This window comes from Leptospira selangorensis (assembly GCF_004769405.1).
Taxonomy (GTDB): domain Bacteria; phylum Spirochaetota; class Leptospiria; order Leptospirales; family Leptospiraceae; genus Leptospira_B; species Leptospira_B selangorensis.
The window spans coordinates 228,753-247,153 of record NZ_RQES01000010.1 but is presented as its reverse complement, the minus strand read 5'-3'; the positions used below and the strand labels follow the sequence as shown (position 1 = coordinate 247,153).

Sequence of the window (18,401 nt, the reverse complement as noted above, 5' to 3'; positions counted from 1 at the left end):
TTAAGATCTGAGAGAACCTTCTACCCATCTTTTGACATCCAAAGAAGTGGAAACTCCTGCTTCTAAAAGTGGCATTCCATACTTGGCATAAGAACCGCAGAGCCATACTTTTTTACCAGGAAGTTCCTGTAATTCTTTCAGCTCTTCTAAGATCTTTCTGGAAGCGATATCTATTACCGGTCTTTCGAATTTGGATCTGCTGATAAAATCTTTTTCATTCGGTTCCACAAGCGGATTCCAAGTTTGGAATACGGACTTACCTTTCATAGAAGGAAGGACTTTATTCAGGAGAATAGTGGCAGTTGCGGTGGAACTATCTTGTGAAAGAGAAAAACACATAGGTGCCCAATGTCTTTTCTGTTTGGGCATAAATTTTTCGTCCGAGTGAACTACTACTTCGGAACCTTCGTATTTTAGTTTGGAAAGTAGTGCCTTCTCCTTTGAATATTCATCAGGAAGGATGGAAATAGCCTGGTTTGCCGGAGCAGCGACTACTACTCTGTCGAAAAGTTCTTCTCCATTCTCGAAAATCAATTTCACTTTATCTTTTTCTAAAACGATTTTTTTAGGATCAGTGCTTAAACGAACAGAAGAAGCTCTTTTAGAAAGTTTTTCCGTAACATCTCTGGTCCCTTTTTCAGGAGTTAAAAATCTCAAAAATTTTAAACCGCTGGAATGATAGCCGATTACCACTTCTGCAGGATAATTTTTAGCACTTTCAGAAGTGCATGTATTGATCGTAGAGAACATAGGGATCAGATACAGATCCTCGAATTCTACTGAATAACCGAACCTACTTAAGAATTCGGAAATAGTGATTTGTTCCCCTTCTAATGATTGTAATTCCCTATCGGATTCTTCATAAAAACGGATCGCATCCGAAAAAATTCGCCTAGAAGTTTTATTAGAAAAACAAACCCAATAAGGGATCGGAACAAAATTGCCTCCGATACCCAAAGTAGAAAAACCGAAATAAGTGGTGCCGTCTCCGTAGTTTAAGGAAAACGAATAATCCACAGGTCTTACTTCGATCCCTGCCTCTTTGTAAAGATCCAAAAGACAAGGATAATAATTACGTTTGAATGCTCTGAAAGGAACATCCACTCGGATCGAATGTCCGTTGGAGAAAAGATCAGTACCATGAGCATCCATACCGACCAAAGGATGTTTTTCTATAAGAGAGACTTCGTGTTCTTTGCCCAAATACCAAGATGCGCTTAAGCCGGCGATTCCACTACCGATGACCGCTATTTTCATTCCGGATTAGAATCCTTTTTTAAAACAAAAATACAAGGTAAAACCTGAATTTAAGGAAGGAATGCTACAAAAAAGGAAACCGAATATTCAGTCGACGATCTGTAACACAACTCTTCTATTCCTTTGACGGTCCGAAGCGTTATCATTGGAAGAAATTGGTTGGCTGTCCCCAAAACCTTGGGTCCTAACTCGTTCGTTGTCGATCCCGTGCTTGGAAATCAAATAATCTGCCACTGCTTTTGCCCTGTTTTCCGAAAGTTCTAGGTTACGCTCTTTTTTGCCCACGTTGTCCGTATGGCCTTCGACAGAGATTTTGAGTTTAGGATTCGATTTTAAAAAGTTCGCCAAACGATCTAATTCAGGTTCGGAATCCTTCGAGATATCAAATTTGTTTGTCTCAAAAAATAAATTGTTTAGAAGAATTTGCCGGCCCACTGCCAGAGTCGGAAGACGAAATTCTACATCTAACTTTGCATCTTCTTGTTTGGATTCCGTAAGATCTATATTTCTAGAAACGGAAAGATGACCGGGCTTCTCCGCATAAAAACCGTATTTTTCACCGTAAGGGAGGACTAAACTAAAGGAACCGGTTTTAGAATCACTCTTTGCACTTCCTCTTTTTTCCAATCGTGTTAAGGATTCGTAATGTATTTCCGCACCTAAAGGATTTCCTTCTTCATCCAAAACCTTACCGTTGATTACCACGACAGGGTTCGGGCGGAAATCATGGGGAAGATAAGCCATGTATAACTGACCTTCTTTGCTTACATAAGCCCAGTCGCTATTTACAGGGATAGAGAAGAAGTTCACACCTTTCAAATTTGCTGAGACCTCGACTGGTTTAGTCCAATTGTCCCAACCTTCTCCGATTCTTTTGGTCACATAAACCGAAAGACCCTTATGACCATCACTGCAGAAATATAGAGTTCTATCATCTCCTGCTAAAAACGGAGCGGTCTCTTCAGAAGGGGTATTCACGACCTCTCCCAAATTTTTACCGAGAGAGAAAGAACCATCCGCTTTTTGAATGCTTACATATAGATCCAATTTTCCATAAGAATCAGGTTGCTGGACGGAATAGATCAATATCCTTCCGGAAGAAGAAAGAGTGGAACCGCCGAAAACTGAAGTGTTATTTTTTAGATATATATTCGAAAAATCGGGAAACTTAATCGCTTTTGGATAAGACCAGTTCCCTTTTTCTTTATAACTTTTATATAATGGAACAGTTGCTTTGTTCTGAAGTTGAGTGAGCTTACGGAGATATTCGTAAGCGAGTTGTTCTTCCTTTAAACGGAATTCCATCTCGTCTCGAGTGTTTTTTCTCAGCTCTTCTCTTTTTTCTTGGAACTCGACTTGTATCTTATGCGAAGCTTCGTCATCACCAAAAGAACCGAAAACGAATAATTCATTATTACTAGGAAGTACTGCAATCACTGCGGAGTTCAGATCATTATTTAAAGGAGCCGGCATCTCCTTGCCATCTCTCCAAAAACCTTTATCGTCCTTCTCCGCAAACCAAATCCTTTGAGTGCCTGATTTACCTTTGCTAGAATACACGGTCCAAAAGATGGATTGCCCATCAGGAGTTACTGTCGGATTAAAAGCGAAGTAACCTCTGTTCACGTAATTCGGAATTCTTTTTAAAGTCCAATCCGAAAGGCCCTTGGATTCCGAAAAAGGATAGGTCTCATAACGTATCGGGTCGCAATTTTCTCCCCTCATCTGGCAAAGAACACGAACGGTTTGGTTATGAAGTCTGGAAAGTTCAGGACTTAGATCGTTGGAAAGCACCTGGATGAAATCGTTTCCTGTGCCTAACATTCTACCGAATTGAAGAAGTTTACCTTCTACAATCCTTTCCTCAGCGAGAAGATTTGAAGAGAAAAGGAGAAACATAGAGAAAAGCAAAGCGGAAAGAAGACGGTTCATATTATATGTTTCGGAGAATAATATCCGAACCGGAAGAGAGGAAAAGAAAAAATTAAAATAAGGAAGAGATCAGGCGATCCAGCCGGGGAAAAACTTTCGGATCAGAAAAAGACCGACCAATAGAATACCAAAGTTCAAAAGAGAAGAAACAAGAATAAAGACAAGCTTAGAAGGTTCTTTGCCCTGAGACTTACGACGACTTGCAGTAAAAGCCGCCCCAAGACTCAAAACTAAGCCGGATATAAAGGAAATCTCAGGAAGATCTTTCTTATCATAAAGGTAGGAGTTCAAACTTTCAGAAACTACCAACATAACACAAAGAACGATCAAAAATACAAAACTTCTGATGAACCCTAAAACGTAAAAAGAAGTCAGATTTTTATTCATAAGCCGGTAGTTTTAATTTTGAATTATAATTTTTCGGTTATCGTCTCTGCAAATTTAGCCTCTTCCGGTTTACACTCTGTAAAGAATAAAGGAAGGCCTAAAAAAACGGGTGGTGTCGGAACTTGACACTTTGCATACACACTCCATTCTTTGGAATAAGGAATAAGAGAAACGCCGTAAGCACCATATACAAAGTTTACACATTGATTGATGGAAGTTTCGGTATAATATTTCCCTTGGCTAAGAGTTGATTTTAGATACGGATTGATGAAAAGGACGTTCATTAGAGTTAGATCAAGTCCGGAAACATTACCGATAGTTCCTCCGCTTGTGCGATCTGAATAACCGTAAGATGAGCAGTCTACAGGTTCGTTAGGAATATTCGTTGAAAATGCAAGATTCTGCAATGCATCCTTGATCTTTTTTTGAGCGTCTCCTCCGGAAATTGTCGCAGGTCCTCCGGAATAAGTACAGTTAATTATTAGGGAGAGGAATAATAAAACAAAAGAGAGACAACTTAATAAATTCTGCATATAAATTCCATGATTTCAACTAACGCTGAAATGTCATATTTTTTATGAAGTTATCTCTCATTCCGAAGAATCGGACATGTATTTTTGGCAATTTTATTAATATGTAAAAGTATAAGCCCAGTAAATCAGAAGCAATTGTAAAGGGAGTCTTAAAATTAGCGCCCAAGTAGGAGGATCCTTTCTGGTTCTTGACTGAAAGTGATATACGTTAGCCGGAAACACAGCAATCAAAAGAAGGACCACACCCCAAGCCGCCAATACTTTAGTTTGAGGAAAGAAAAGACCGAGCCCCAAAGCGATCTCAGCGATACCGCTAAGTTGGACCATAAGTTTATGATAAGGGATCCAAGGTGGCATGATCCTCATATAAAATTTAGGGATCACAAAATGAAGAATACCGGCGATCGTATAAATGGTCGCCATGATCCAGAGACTGATAGATTTAGCGTCTAGGTTTTCCATGGAAAACCATGATAAGACAACTACGGTGACAAGGTCTGCCTTTTTTCTCTGTTTTTATTACGAAACCTTCTCTGTCTGGAATGAGAAGACTTATTGGTGATCTTTAGGAAGGTGAGATATTTTTCTCTGGTGACGAAGGGACGATTTCTTTCTCGATGATCCGTACGAGGGCCGGGAAATTTCAGCATAGGCTTTGCTCCTTGCCGTTAAATTTGCCAGTCATTATAGTAAAGGCGAAGAAAGTACAAGCGAAAAAAAGAATCTTCAAAAAAATTCCGAAACAATTTATTATAAAAATTCGGGCTCACGGCTCGCGATCCTTTGTTTATTTTAATAGTATTTTCGGACTTTCATGTCTTATTTTACAACTCTATCTCATATATTTAGACCGGACGGGAAAGGTATTCGAATCGGATGAAAGAAATTAATCGGAAACAGTTTATAAAATCTATTATTGCGTTATTCATAGCAGGACTTGTTCCTAGAATATTAGGGGAGTCTCAGTCGGAGATAGATCCTAAATCGAATTTTCAATCCGTTTATTTAGATCCGAAATTACGGGAAGAATTTTATCTTTTTCTAAAGAATGTGTATCACCTTTATCCGGAGGACCAATTTCATAAATTGATCTTGGATATAACTAAGACTAGCAAAACGGATAAGGATATTTACGAAACGATCCTATCCAAACTTCCTGGAATTAAACCTTTCGCAGGAGTGATTACGTATGCACTTCCTTCTCTTAAAAAACAAAAAGAGGAAATATCTAGTCAGACCGTAAAACTTTTGGGAAAACAAAATTCTTATAATGGTTATATGGAAATCGGGACCACCGGAAGATATGTGAAGGATCTAAGAAAGAAATTAGGGATACAGGGCAAAGTTTATATATTGAACGATCTGGAACCTAAATACAGCGCCGAAGATTTGGCCGAAAGAGGGCAGTTCTTCAAGGCAGGGACTTTTATACAGATGGGAAATTATGATTCAATTTCTACGGATAAAATCCCTTCCGAAAGTTTGGAGTTAGTCACGAATTATATAGGATTTCATCATTCTCCAACGGAAAAATTAAACGGATTTATTTCATCCATTTCCAGGGTCTTAAAACCAGGTGGAAGACTTGTATTAAGAGATCATAATGTATATTCTGAAGAGCAAAGATACATAGTCGCCCTGGCTCACGACGTTTACAACGCGGGTTTGGAAATTCCTTGGAGAGAAACTTCTACCCAAATCCGTAATTTTACATCTATCGAGGAGATCCAGGAAAAACTGCACGGATTCGGATTTCAATTAGTAGGGAATCACTATTTGCAGAACGGGGATCCTACAAAAAATACTCTTATGGCTTTCGTAAAAACTAAATGAAAAAATCCATACTACTTTTCCTATTACTCACTGCTCATCTATATTCTAGTCCTGTTGTTGTAAATGATGTCACCCAGATCAATCCGATTTCAGTGTCTAGAGTCGAAACTCCTAAATCGATCGAAGAAATTCAGAATTTAGTAAAAGAACATTCCGGGATGATCTCCGTCGGCGGAGGAAGATTTTCCATGGGAGGTCAGATCGCCACCGAAAATGCATTATTTATAGATACCCGTGAGTTCGATCAGGTTTTGGATTTTGATGAAAAACAAAAAAAGATCAGAGTGCAGTCCGGAATTACTTGGAGAAAAATACAAGAATTCATAGATCCATATAATCTTTCCATAAAGATCAAACAGACTTATTCTAATTTTACGGTGGGCGGTTCTTTAAGTGTAAATGGGCATGGAAGATATATGGGCCAAGGTCCTTTGATTTTATCCGTGGACTCCATTAAGATTGTGTTAAGTGACGGTAGATTAGTATCTGCTAGTCCGAAGGAAAATCCGGAAATCTTTTACGCCTCAATCGGAGGTTACGGAGGAATCGGAGTCATAGTCGAAGCTGTTTTACAATTAACTGATAATTCCAAAGTTTCCCGTTCTGTGAAGAAGCTTCCGATTTCGGAATATAAAAAATTCTTTTTTGAAAACGTTCGCACGAATTCTAAAGCAGTATTTCATAATGGAGATATATATCCACCTTCTTACGAAAATGTAAACGCGATCACTTGGGCCGAGACAGACGAGGCTGTAACGGTGCAAGATAGATTGGTCCCCGTAAAAGAAGAATATTGGATGGAAAACATAATGTATTTCTGGCTGACTGAACTTCCATATGGAAAGGAGTTCAGAGAACACATATACGATCCTAATTTTACCACGGGTAAACGAGTGGTTTGGAGAAATTTCGAAGCAAGTTATGATGTAAAAGAATTAGAACCTCCAACCAGAAAGATCAGCACATACGTATTGCAGGAATATTTCGTTCCGGTTGAAAAGTTCGACGAGTTTTACCCTAAAATGCGGGAAGTCCTGCAAAAACATGACGTAAATGTAATGAATATATCAATTCGTCATTCTTATAAAGATCCAGGTTCTCTTCTGGCGTGGGCTAGGTCCGAGGTTTTTTCCTTCGTAATCTATTATAAACAAAGAACCTATCCTTCCGCTAGGAACGAAGTCGGTGTTTGGACTAGAGAGTTGATAGATGCGGTCGTTTCCGTGGGAGGCGCTTACTATCTGCCTTATCAGCCTCATGCGAACCAGGTCCAATTCGAAGCTGCATATCCTGATTCAGGTAAGTTTTTCGAATTAAAAAGAAAACTGGATCCGAATTATAAATTCAGAAATAAACTTTGGGATAAATATTATTTTTCTGATATCAAAGATCAAAAGATCCGTTTGGAATTAGATTCTAATAAAACATATCGACGAAACGAGGATCAAACATTTTTAACTGTTCCGGAATGGTTCATAGTATTCAGTTCGGATGAATATGCCAAATTCCAAAAACATTCACCTCCTAGTGACTTTCCTTATTGGGCAAGTATAGGTCAGTTCTGGAAGATTTATGGAAACATAATACAAAAAACCTGGGAGTACGAAACGAACTGGGGATATCATCTCATGATCTGTGTTATCGGAGTCAGTTATTCCGGAGAATTGGCTTTGAAGAGTGTTTATGAGAATACGATCGGGGCTCTCACTGAATGGATAGATTCCCGCAAAGAAATCGACCAGGATAGAAAAGTAGAGGCGTATATCCAATGGGTCGCTCAAGATTATACCGATTTTGTGAGATTGAAGCCTTGGTACGAATATCCTTTTTATTCTAAATTTTTAGAATTCGTCAAGGTAGAAGACGGAAATAACGTAGGAAGGATTAGAAGTTGGGAAAGAAGGATTTTTTTCTCAATGGAACTTCTTGCCAAAGCTGGATACGGATGGCTGATCGGTTTGGGAACGGGAGCGGTTTATGAGCCGGAAAATTTTCATATTCTTGCATGGGCGAATGAAAACGGCACCGGAAAAATCATCTCAATTCCAAGATATGAACCTTTTACAAAAGAAGTTCCTGTTTTAGTAGAGAAGGGAATTTCATTTAAGGAAATCGCAGGTAATAAAAAGATTGTTCTGACAACTATTTCCTCGGAGAACCAAAACTGGGAGGATCAGAAGATTCTCTCATCTTGGCCTATACTTACAGAACCCGGCAAAAAAAGAACGGCACTAATTTTGCCGGTGGATCAGCTTCACCTTATGATCCTATACTGTAAGCAGAATGGAATTCTAATAGATCATATATTCGATTATTAAAATATAAAATCTATTTTACTTTATGCAGCCTTTTTAAGATCGAGCTTTCAAAAGCTTTATATGCATAATGTTGCATGGTAAGAATAAACGAAGCGCCTTGACCAACGGGGAAATTGAATCTCGGATCTTTTTGATTTATAATTTCTATTACAGTGTTTACGACCGGTTCCGGAGTGGGCGCTTTATCGAATGTTTCTTTCGAGAATGCAGCGGTTTGTTTTCGAAGCAGATCGTAGTCATCAATTTGCACTTTTGATCTAACTGCGCTAGTGCCGATATTGGTTTTGAAACCCATCGGCTCAACCATGCTGACTTTTATATTAAAATCCTTTAATTCGAAGCGAAGTACTTTAAAGTAACCTTCCAAAGAATGTTTTGAAGCCGAATAGTAAGAAACATTCGGAAGACCGATTAGACCTAGGATAGATCCGACTGTAATAATTTTTCCTTGTCTTTGTTTTCTAAAATAAGGAAGCAACTGATTGGTGAGTTTTACTGTTCCCCAAAAATTGGTCTCGAATTGTTGCCTTCCAAGATCAATAGGAGTTTCCTCGGCAATGCCCGATACCAAGTAACCTGCATTATTTATCAGAACATCTAGATTTTGTATCTGGCTAAATAGCCTTTTCGGGAAGGACTCAATTGAGCTGTCGGAAGAGATATCTAATTCTAAAAGTTTAAAAGGAACAGAACTATGTTCTTCGGGATTGCGGCTTGTTCCGATAACGGTATGACCGCTCTTATGGAGTTTATTGGCAAGAAGGAGCCCGATACCTGACGAAGCTCCTGTTACTAAAATTGTCTGTTTCATCTTATTTACCCTATATTGTAAGTTTTACGGCTATGTAGCCTTCCTATGACCGGTCAATTTACTTGCAATTTGCAAGTAAATATAATCGACGAAAAAATACTTGCTTTTTGCAAGTATTTTTTAAGATAAATTTTATGTCAGAGGGAAAAAAAAGATCGGATTGTCCGATTAGTTGCTCCCTAGATATCTGGGGCGATAAATGGTCGCTTCTCATAATCAGGGATCTTATGTTCAATAAAAAAAGGACTTACGGAGATTTCCTGAAGTCCGACGAGGGTATTGCTACAAATATCCTCGCGTCAAGACTTCAGTCCTTGGAAGAAAACGGTTTGATAGAAAAATCGGAGCATCCGGATAGTAAGGCAAAAGTTCTTTACAAGCTTACACAAAAGGGCATCGATCTTTTGCCCGTTTTTATTGAGATCTATGTATGGGCGGAAAAGTATTTTGATATTCCAAAAGAAATCAAAGTTGCATTAAAAGATGTTAAGAAGGACAAGGAGTCCTTTATTAGATCGATGACGAAAGAATTGAGAAAGTAGCTTTTCCCTATTGCAGAGAGTTTTAGAAATGAATTCAAAAGATTACTGCAGATTCTTTCCTAACCCCTCACCATCTGTACTTTCAGCTTAATCGCCTTTTTAGATCTCACGGATTTTTTCTTAGAAAGAGAAAGTTTAGAGTAAGTCATTTCCAAAGAATCAGTAACGTCTTCCCAGGTGCAGGAAGCTGCGATCTTTCTTGCGGCGAGACCAAGTTTGGAAGCCAGCTTTTTATTCTCCGCTAAGAGGCAGGATTGTTCTATAAATTCTTCTTCTTTATCAAAACCGCAAAGCAGGGCAGACTTGCCGTGTTTGAGATGTTGGTTTGCAGCCGCGTAGTTATAAGCTACGATTGGAAGACCGGATGCCATTGCTTCTACGATTACGTTTCCGAAAGTTTCTGTGAGACTTGGGAATAGAAATAGATCTCCCGTAGCATAATGTTCTGCCAGTTCTTTTCCTTTTCTCATTCCTCTGAATATAAAATCAGGATTCTCTTTTCGTAGTTTTTCTTTGGAAGGTCCGTCTCCCACTAAGATCAATTTTGCATTTGGAACTCTGGATTGGAGTCTACGGAATGCTCTTACTAATAAATCCAGATTTTTTTCCGGAGCCAATCTTCCTACATATAGAACTCCGAGTTCAGACGGTTTTAATCCCCATTCCGTTTTTAATTTGGAATTCCTACGAGCAGGATGGAATAGATCGGAGTCGATCCCTCTAGAGACCACTTGAACATTGGTGTATCCTTGCTCCGTTAACTGTTCTCTGATCTGAGCAGTAGGGACCAATGTCATCTGTGTTCTGTTATGAAGACCTTTTAGGTAATTATGGACCAGTTTTCCTGCAAATCCGAACTTATAATATTTTGCGTATGCATGGAAGTTCGTTCTGAAATCGCTGATAATTGGAATTCCAACGTGTCTGGCCGCTCTAACTGCTGACCAGCCGAGAGGTCCTTCTGTGACCACATGTACTATATCAGGTTTTTCTAATTCGATTAATCTGCGTAGAAGGTATTTTTCAGGAAATCCGAATCTTAGATCTTCGTATAAAGGGATTTTTGCTCCTCTTACGAGCACTTCTCTATAGTTATTGCTTGCCGTTGCATAGTCATTATGGCCTTGTTTTGGACGGACCAGAATGATTTCGTGACCTCTTTGTAAAAGATCGCCCAACATTCTATGAAGTGTTTTGGCGACCCCGTTGATCTCAGGAGGAAATGTTTCGGTCACCACTAAAATTCGAAAGGGACCTGCTTTAGGATAAGAACTGATATATGTCGATGGAAGCATCGACTTTTGATCATCTTAAATTTTTGTATCTACTCCATGAAGAGAGCATTACTTTTTCGTTACAGAGACTGGACTAAAGTCCAGGCTATTGTTCTATTCCGGTAGCAAATGCCTTTCTTAAAAGCCTTCCACAATAGACCGATTCCGCATAAGCTAAGCCGGATGTGGAATATCTGGAGATTATTCCGTAAGTAGTGACAGTCGGATCTATCCAAGGATAAAATCCGAATTTTCCAGGGCTACTGTATGCAGAATCATTTCCGGAAGAATCTTCCACCCAATGTCCATAAGAATAATGTACATCTTCTAAAACAAAGGGCGAATACTTTGCTTGGCTCGGATGCGCAGAAGGTAATGTAGGTACAAGATCTGCCCCCAAATAAGTTCGGATGGTTAAATTCGAATTTAATATTCTTCTTAAGAACTGGGCATAAACAGAAGCGGAAGTCCTAACTCCTCCTGCAGGTTGAGGAACGGCATAATCTATTCCGGGATTGGATCCTCCGAATAAAGTATTTCCGATCTCCGTTGCAAGTTGTGAGCGAGTGTAATTTGTAAGAGCAGGAGTTAAACCGCTCGGATTCAAAGCAGCGTAAGCTTGGAAATGTGCCCCGTTATAATAAAAATAATTTAGATCACCTGAATTATAATAATTATTATTGTTTGTCCCATCTCTTCCCGGGCCGTTTGTGAAACACGCATTTACTGTAAGAGCTAGGTTACATTTATTATCATCCAGATTATCGTAACCGGATCTCATTCTAAGATAAGATTGCTCTATTGTTGTTGGAGTTCCAACCTTCTCTAAAACATAAGCTCCCCAGATCCATTTAGATGCGGAAGCAATCAAAAGGACCGTTGATCCATTCACGGAACCGTTTACGGAAGAATAACCATACGCACCATTTACATCTCCAATCTCCCAATAGAAAGCGCCTAGTTTGGTGCAAGTGGAGTTCTTAGTTGCAGTAGCTTCTACGGCGTCTAATTTGGTTTGTTTTGTTGAATCTACAATTGTGAATTCTGAAGGAACCGGCATATTCGATAATGCTAATGTAGACATTAAAGAGGAAAGCGGGTCTTCGCTAGGTGGAGGAGGGCAAGCGAATAAAAGGGAAACAGGAATAAGATATAAATACTTTCGCATAAAACTCTCTAACTCAATTCGACGCTGCCAATCTAGAATAACTGCCGAGCTGAGATGATTTTTCGCTTAGATCGTTTATTTTTTCTTTTTCGGTTTGGCCACAGGCGGAGGATTACGCAATTCATTCAGTTTATTAGTCAGCCATTTTTCAGATTCTACTTCCTTTCCGTCAGGGAATTTGATCTTGTACGGAGTCCCTGTGATCGAAGATTTGCTTGCTAATCCTTTGATAAAATCTTCGGTGCTGCTTATTTTATTTTTGGCTGCATCATACTTTCTAAGTAAGTGAGCCTTTGCCTCATCCAGCTTATGTTCCGAACCGTTTCGTATAAAAACACAACCCTTACAAGAATCTAAGGAAGAGACCAATGATTTGATCTCGTCTTCAGGCTCTGCTGCGAAATTTGGAGCAAAACTAAAAACCGAAAGTGTAATAATAAAATAAAATAGGAATTTTTTCATAGTTGTCCGGAGAACTAAATCGGATCTTTATTCTTCTGCAACTATAATTAATGAGGAAGTTCGGGTGAAAAAATTCGTTTTATTTTGTATATTCTTGTTTGGTCTTACATCCATTTATTCTCAAGAGCAGACAACCGTTGTTCCCGAAATGAGAGATAGATCTCGTTGGGATCTGGTATGGAGAAGTGCTGTTCTTCCAGGTTGGGGACTTCTTCATGCAAAAGAATACAGAAAAGCTAGATTTACTATGGTGATCACTTCTATCTTAGTTCTTTCTGAATTGAAAGGGCATAAAGAGGAAGTGGAAAGAAAGGAAGAATTCGAAAACTCCCGAAATCTATTTATTGCATATTCCAATTTTTATCCCCAGCCTGATCCTGGAATGATTATCTTTTTAGCAAATTACCAACATAGCAAACAAGATGATCTGGAAGGAGTTCGCAGCCGAAACGATCTTAGATTGGCTCTTTTAGGTGCAAAATATATTCTTCAATTGGCTTATACGTATTGGAGAGGGGTCCAGTGGGAGGGTGAAAATTCTGCTGGATTCGATCTTAATATTCGAACTTATTCTCAGTCAGATGTGAGAGATCAAGTTAGGGAACCATTCGGAATGGATTTAAAATATAGGTTTCTTTTTTAGGACCTTCTTCTTATTTTCTTTTCGAATATTTTTATAAGGAAGAATATTATAAAATTAAGAAGTAATTCTTCCTAAGATTAGCCCTAAGAAAGAATTCGAACCTGAAATAGATTCAAAATTCCAACCTAGATGAGAACCACAAACGGAGCAGGATCCTACTCTCCATGAAAAACCTGGAAACCAAGTATGTTCTGTGTATGAATCTTTTTGCCAAGTAATTCCGATCGCTTCTGAAAATGTAAGAATTCTGAATTCGATCCCAAGAGGATTTATAAAATTGTGAATATAGGCTCCATCCACAGAAGTTTTCCATTCTTCTTTTGTGATCTTTTCCCCACAAGAAGTACATAACTTCCAATTTTCTGGAATGATCTCTTTTTCTTGTATCGATTCTCTTTCGGGAACGCTGCTAGGAAGATCCGGCATACCTTCTATTTAATATCGGGAGAAAATCTTTGCCATTGTTTTCCTTCTTTCCAGACCTGAAATTCTCCAGGCAAAAAGCTGGTCCAAATTTCATCTTGGGTCAAAGGACTTGTGGCTAAAACTGTAACTATATCTTTCGGATTTGTATGTTTACTAAAGTCTATGCTCAAATCTGCATCTATTAGTTTTGCTTCTCCGAAGGGGGCATGTCTTGTGATATATACGAGTTTTGTAGAACAATATGCGTATAAATATTTGGAATCCGAAATTAGAATATTCGAAACTCCCTTTTTTCCGAGTTTGGACAATAGTTTGCGGATCTCTTGGGAGAGCTGTGTTTCGTTTTTTGGTCTTGTCTTAAACTTCTTCTTTAATTCAGAAAGCAGCCAACAAAAAGCATACTCGCTGTCAGTCGTCCCAACAGGTGTAAAATCTTTTAATGGTTCCTTCTTCACTCCTTTTAATTGTCCATTATGAGCGAATGTCCAATAATAACCCCAAAGTTCCCGAACGAATGGATGTGTATTTTTCAGATCCACCTTACCGCGATTTGCTTTTCGGATATGTGAAATGACTAGATTACTTTTGATAGGAAATGTGCGAACCAGTTCCGCCAATTGTGAATCAGCGCTTGCCTGAGGATCTTGGAAGACCCTGCAACCTTTGCCCTCATAAAATGCGATCCCCCATCCATCTTTGTGGGGTCCGGTTTTTCCGCCTCTTTGGACAAGACCAGTGAAACTAAAGCATATATCTGTAGGAACATTGGCACTCATTCCCAAAAGTTCGCACATTCTGGATCTCCTCCGTTATATTAGAATAATTGTCGCTAATGCGAATCCTGTTTGTCCAGGACTTTTTTCCTAAAAAGAAATGGCGGAACTCTTGCAGAATTCAAGCCAGAACCCCAATTTGATCGGGTGATTCTTCATATCGACACGGAAACCGGCTGGAGAGGAGGAGAAAGGCAACTTTTTCTTCTCGCAGAAGGTTTAAAAAAACACAAAATCCCTCAGCTCATTCTTTGTAAACCAGGCTCTGCATTAGAGACCCGTGCTAACGATGTTGGACTTCCAACAGTTACTCTTCCTTTAAAAGGAGAATGGGACTTTGGTTCCGTAAAGGCACTCCAAGAACTCATCGTTTCCAAAGGGATCAAACTCATTCACGCTCATACTGCAAAAGCACATTCTATCGCTTGGCTGGCAAAGGCAAAACATCCTAAAGTGAAACTTGTAGTTTCTCGAAGGGTGGATTTCAGGCTTAGAAAGAATTGGTTCAGTAAACGTAAGTATGTTTCCGACAGAGTTGATCTTTACTTAAGTGTTTCGAATCGTATACGCGAAATTCTGATCATGGATGGGATAGATCCTGCCAAAGTTGTGACAGTGTATAGCGGGATCGATCTAGGTGTTTCCAAAAAGACAAATGATACTTCTTATCTCAGAAAAGAATTCAATCTTTCTAAAGATGAACTGATCATAGGAAATATTGCCGCGTTAGTCGATCATAAGGACCAAAAAACGTTATTAGATGCTTTATCTAAGGTAGAAACGGACAAAAAGTATAAGGTCCTAATCGTAGGAGAAGGTGAACTTAGAAAAGAACTAGAACGTATCGCTTCCGAAAAAAAACTTTTGGATAAAGTGATCTTCACGGGATTTAGAACTGATATTCCCGAACTTCTTTCCTTATTCGATATTTTCACATTAACTTCAAAAGAAGAAGGACTCGGAACCTCCGTTTTAGACGCGATGGCATCCGGATTACCGATCGTCGCTACAAACGGAGGAGGTATCGCGGAAATGCTTACGGAAGGTAAGGGTGCATTCGTTTCCGAAGTAGGCGACGCTATATCTCTTGCTACTTCTTATAAAACTCTATTAGAAGATCCTAAAATCCGAAAATCTATGGGAACTTTTAATAAAGAATCCGTAAAAAGGTTCTCAGTTAAAAATACCATCAAGAAAACCGAGTTGGCATATTATAGTTTATTGGGTGAAGAGATCTATTCTAACTCGAAAGGAAAATCCGGGGAAGCGGCATGAAAAAATTACTCATAGTGGACGGTCACGCATTCGCATTCAGGGCGTATTATGCTTTTGCAGCTTCTAATTTAAAAAATTCAAAAACAGGACAACCAAGCGGTGCGGTCTTCGGGTTTTTCAGAATGTTATTCAAACTTTTCGAAGATTATGCTCCTACTCACGTTGCAATGACATTCGATCCGGGCGGGCCATTGGAAAGAGGAGCTACATTCGCAGAATATAAAGCGAATCGTAAACCTATGCCGGAAGATCTTCGTCCTCAATTGAACGAGATTATGGAAACCTTAAAGGTTCTAGGTTTTAGGATACTCAAAATAGAAAAACACGAGGCTGACGATATAATCGGAACTCTTGCGGAAAATTATAAATCTTCCGCAAAAGAGATCCTGATCTTCTCCGGAGATAAGGACTTATACCAATTATTAGAAAAAAAGAATATTAAAATGCTCCGTGGTAAAAAGGGAGTCACTGAATTTGTGGAAATCGACTCTGCCTGGGTAAAAGAAGAGCTAGGTGTGGATGTAAAACAGATCCCTGATTATATGGGAATTGTTGGAGATACTTCCGATAATATTCCCGGGGTAAAAGGAATCGGCGAGAAGGGTGCCACTAAGCTGATCCAAGAATATAAAAACTTGGAAGGGATCTATAAAAATATAGAGAAGATCAAAAATCCAGGCCTAAAGAACAAACTTATAGAACATAAAGACAATGCGTTCATGTCCAGACAATTGGCCACGATCAAAAGAGATTTGGATCTTGGTATCAAGGACGATGATCTTAAACTTCCTGACTATGCTTCCGATGAAGGGATCAAATATCTAAAGAACCAAGGGTATAATGTTCTATCACGTGACTTGGCGAAGTCTGTAGGAAAAGAACCTCCTAAAGACGAACCGGAAGAAACAACTGCAGGTTCCGGAAAAGGCCCGACTGCCAAGAAAGGAATTTATAAACGAGTAGAAAGTATAGAAGAATTAACCAAACTCGCAAGAGCTTGGAAAAAATCCCCTATCCTTTCGGTAGATACGGAAACTACTTCCCAATACGCTTTTGATGCGGAACTTTTAGGGATCTCCTTATGTAATCAGGAAGGCACAGGTTTTTATATTCCTGTCTCTCATACACAAGAGGGCTTATTTGCAAATAAGGAGCAACTTCTTCCTTTAGATCAAGTCCGTGAAATATTGGGACCTATATTAGCAGATCAGAATATTCCTAAAGTAGGTCAGAATATTAAATATGACCTGATCGTTCTGCAAAATCACGGATTTGAAATCGCAAATATCGTTTTTGATACGATGATCGTGGCCTATATTTTGGCACCAGAAAGCCGCAGATTTAATATGGATGATCTTGCGGAAGATCTTCTGAATTATAAAACGATCACTTATGCTGAGCTTGTCGGCACAGGAAAGAACAAAAAAAATCTTTGGGAAGTGGATCTGGATAAGGTCAGTGAATATGCTGCCGAAGATGCCGATATTACTTTAAGATTGTATAATGTTCTTCGTAAATCCTTGAAACAGTCCGGTTTGGAAAGTGTATTTAAGGATATCGATTTACCTCTAATTCCTGTTTTAACCCAAATGGAGAAAGCAGGGATTGCAGTAGATTCGAAATATTTTGCAGAACTTTCCAAAGATTTCCAAAGAGAAGTAAAAGATCTGGAAAGAGGGATTTATAAAGCTGCCGGAAAAGAATTCAATATCGCTTCTACCAAAGAACTCCAAAAAATCCTATTCGATGAGCTGCAACTTAGGGTTGTTAAAAAGACCCAGACAGGTTACTCCACGGACCACGAGGTATTGGAAGAATTACTGGGAGAACATCCGATCATCGAAAAACTTTTGGATTATAGAAAATATACAAAGTTGATCTCTACTTATGTGGATACTCTTCCCAGTATGGCTTCTCCTAAAGACGAAAGAATTCACACCAGCTATAATATGACGATTGCTGCGACTGGAAGACTTTCTTCTACGGACCCGAACTTGCAGAACATTCCGATCCGAGAAAAAGAAGGAAGATTGATCCGAAAAGGTTTTATCTCCGGTCATAAGGATTTTGAGATCTTAAGTTTGGACTATTCTCAGATTGAACTCAGGATCATGGCACATATCTCCAGAGATCCTGCAATGATGGATGCCTACAAAAAAGGGATCGATATCCATAAAAGAACCGCCGCTGCAATCTACGGAGTTTCAGAAGATCTAGTTAGTCCCGAGATGAGGGATAAGGCAAAGGTAGTTAACTTTTCCGTAATATATGGGGTAACTCCTTATGGTCTTAGTCGAAATCTTCGAATTCCGAGAGATGAGGCCAAAAGTTTTATAGATAGATATCTGGCTCAGTATCCCGGTGTCCAAAAGTATATGGATGATACAATCGCCTTCTGTGAAGAGAAAGGTTATGTAGAGACCATGAAAGGAAGAAGGAGACCTGTTCCAGATATTAACTCCACTCACCGTCAGGCAAAAGAAGGAGCCAAAAGGGTAGCGATCAACACTCCTATCCAAGGAACCTGCGCCGACATGATCAAGATCGCAATGATCCAAATCCAAGACGAGATCGAAAAAAGAAAATGGAAATCCAAACTTTTACTCCAAGTGCATGACGAATTGGTATTCGAAGTGTATAAATCGGAAAAGGATGAGTTCCTAAAAGTTTGTAAAAGACTGATGGAGGATGCTCTTCCTTTGGATGTTCCAATTAAGGTAGAAGGAAAATTCGGACAAAACTGGGACGAGGCTCATTAATTTTTAGT

At 39.1% G+C, this 18,401-nt stretch carries 17 protein-coding genes; 6 read left to right on the top strand and 11 right to left on the bottom strand.

From position 1 onward, the window contains the following. From EHO58_RS06795 to EHO58_RS06775, 5 genes are all read right to left on the bottom strand, one after another. A complete protein-coding gene (locus EHO58_RS06795) occupies window positions 1-1,257 on the bottom strand; it encodes an NAD(P)-binding protein (protein ID WP_135679435.1) in 1,257 nt (418 codons plus the stop codon). An 87-nt stretch (window positions 1,258-1,344) separates the two neighbouring features. Continuing rightward, the gene (locus EHO58_RS06790) at window positions 1,345-3,189 is read right to left on the bottom strand and encodes an OmpA family protein (protein WP_135628244.1); all 1,845 of its coding nucleotides are present in this window, start codon (window positions 3,187-3,189) and stop codon (window positions 1,345-1,347) included. A gap of 69 nt (window positions 3,190-3,258) precedes the next feature. After that, window positions 3,259-3,576 carry a hypothetical protein gene (locus EHO58_RS06785; RefSeq protein ID WP_135628245.1) on the bottom strand — a complete coding sequence of 106 codons (318 nt, stop codon included), beginning with the start codon at window positions 3,574-3,576 and terminating at the stop codon, window positions 3,259-3,261. Between the two features lie 23 nt (window positions 3,577-3,599). Next, window positions 3,600-4,109, bottom strand: coding sequence for a TIGR04452 family lipoprotein (locus EHO58_RS06780; protein ID WP_135679434.1), 510 nt, complete (start codon window positions 4,107-4,109; stop codon window positions 3,600-3,602). Between the two features lie 96 nt (window positions 4,110-4,205). Next, window positions 4,206-4,571, bottom strand: a complete 366-nt coding sequence (locus EHO58_RS06775; protein WP_135628247.1) for a DoxX family protein — start codon at window positions 4,569-4,571, stop codon at window positions 4,206-4,208. A gap of 414 nt (window positions 4,572-4,985) precedes the next feature. Here EHO58_RS06775 and EHO58_RS06770 point away from each other — a divergent pair, with 414 nt between their 5' ends. After that, window positions 4,986-5,942: a methyltransferase domain-containing protein gene (locus EHO58_RS06770; RefSeq protein WP_135679433.1), complete on the top strand. Its 957-nt coding sequence runs from the start codon at window positions 4,986-4,988 to the stop codon at window positions 5,940-5,942. Continuing rightward, window positions 5,939-8,260: an FAD-binding oxidoreductase gene (locus tag EHO58_RS06765; RefSeq protein WP_135679432.1), complete on the top strand. Its 2,322-nt coding sequence runs from the start codon at window positions 5,939-5,941 to the stop codon at window positions 8,258-8,260. Before EHO58_RS06770 ends, EHO58_RS06765 begins: the two co-directional genes overlap by 4 nt. Before the next feature lie 10 nt (window positions 8,261-8,270). Here EHO58_RS06765 and EHO58_RS06760 read toward each other — a convergent pair whose 3' ends face one another. Then, complete coding sequence (locus tag EHO58_RS06760; RefSeq protein ID WP_135679431.1) at window positions 8,271-9,071, bottom strand: SDR family NAD(P)-dependent oxidoreductase; 801 nt, start codon at window positions 9,069-9,071, stop codon at window positions 8,271-8,273. Window positions 9,072-9,205: 134 nt separating this feature from the next. Here EHO58_RS06760 and EHO58_RS06755 point away from each other — a divergent pair, with 134 nt between their 5' ends. Continuing rightward, entirely contained in the window at window positions 9,206-9,613 is a 408-nt protein-coding gene (locus EHO58_RS06755) for a winged helix-turn-helix transcriptional regulator (RefSeq protein WP_135628251.1), read from the top strand. A 59-nt stretch (window positions 9,614-9,672) separates the two neighbouring features. On the opposite strand, the gene EHO58_RS06750 is transcribed toward EHO58_RS06755, so the two are convergent. The 3 genes from EHO58_RS06750 to EHO58_RS06740 form a co-directional block, all read right to left on the bottom strand. Beyond that, entirely contained in the window at window positions 9,673-10,908 is a 1,236-nt protein-coding gene (locus tag EHO58_RS06750) for a glycosyltransferase family 4 protein (RefSeq protein WP_135679430.1), read from the bottom strand. A gap of 85 nt (window positions 10,909-10,993) precedes the next feature. Continuing rightward, entirely contained in the window at window positions 10,994-12,055 is a 1,062-nt protein-coding gene (locus EHO58_RS06745; protein WP_135679429.1) for a hypothetical protein, read from the bottom strand. Window positions 12,056-12,130: 75 nt separating this feature from the next. Continuing rightward, window positions 12,131-12,517 (bottom strand): YfeK family protein, encoded by a 387-nt coding sequence (locus EHO58_RS06740; RefSeq protein WP_135679428.1) that lies wholly within the window; start codon window positions 12,515-12,517, stop codon window positions 12,131-12,133. 64 nt (window positions 12,518-12,581) lie between these two features. On the opposite strand from EHO58_RS06740, the gene EHO58_RS06735 reads away from it, so the two are divergent. After that, window positions 12,582-13,160: a hypothetical protein gene (locus tag EHO58_RS06735; protein ID WP_135679427.1), complete on the top strand. Its 579-nt coding sequence runs from the start codon at window positions 12,582-12,584 to the stop codon at window positions 13,158-13,160. A 54-nt stretch (window positions 13,161-13,214) separates the two neighbouring features. Here EHO58_RS06735 and EHO58_RS06730 read toward each other — a convergent pair whose 3' ends face one another. Next, window positions 13,215-13,586, bottom strand: a complete 372-nt coding sequence (locus EHO58_RS06730) for a cereblon family protein (RefSeq protein WP_135628255.1) — start codon at window positions 13,584-13,586, stop codon at window positions 13,215-13,217. 5 nt (window positions 13,587-13,591) lie between these two features. Beyond that, window positions 13,592-14,380, bottom strand: a complete 789-nt coding sequence (locus EHO58_RS06725) for a class II glutamine amidotransferase (protein WP_135628256.1) — start codon at window positions 14,378-14,380, stop codon at window positions 13,592-13,594. 126 nt (window positions 14,381-14,506) lie between these two features. Here EHO58_RS06725 and EHO58_RS06720 point away from each other — a divergent pair, with 126 nt between their 5' ends. Further along, window positions 14,507-15,634, top strand: coding sequence for a glycosyltransferase (locus tag EHO58_RS06720; RefSeq protein WP_135628490.1), 1,128 nt, complete (start codon window positions 14,507-14,509; stop codon window positions 15,632-15,634). Further along, the gene (gene polA / locus EHO58_RS06715) at window positions 15,631-18,393 is read left to right on the top strand and encodes a DNA polymerase I (RefSeq protein ID WP_135679426.1); all 2,763 of its coding nucleotides are present in this window, start codon (window positions 15,631-15,633) and stop codon (window positions 18,391-18,393) included. The genes EHO58_RS06720 and polA overlap by 4 nt, the downstream gene beginning before the upstream one ends. The last annotated feature ends 8 nt before the right edge of the window (window positions 18,394-18,401 follow it).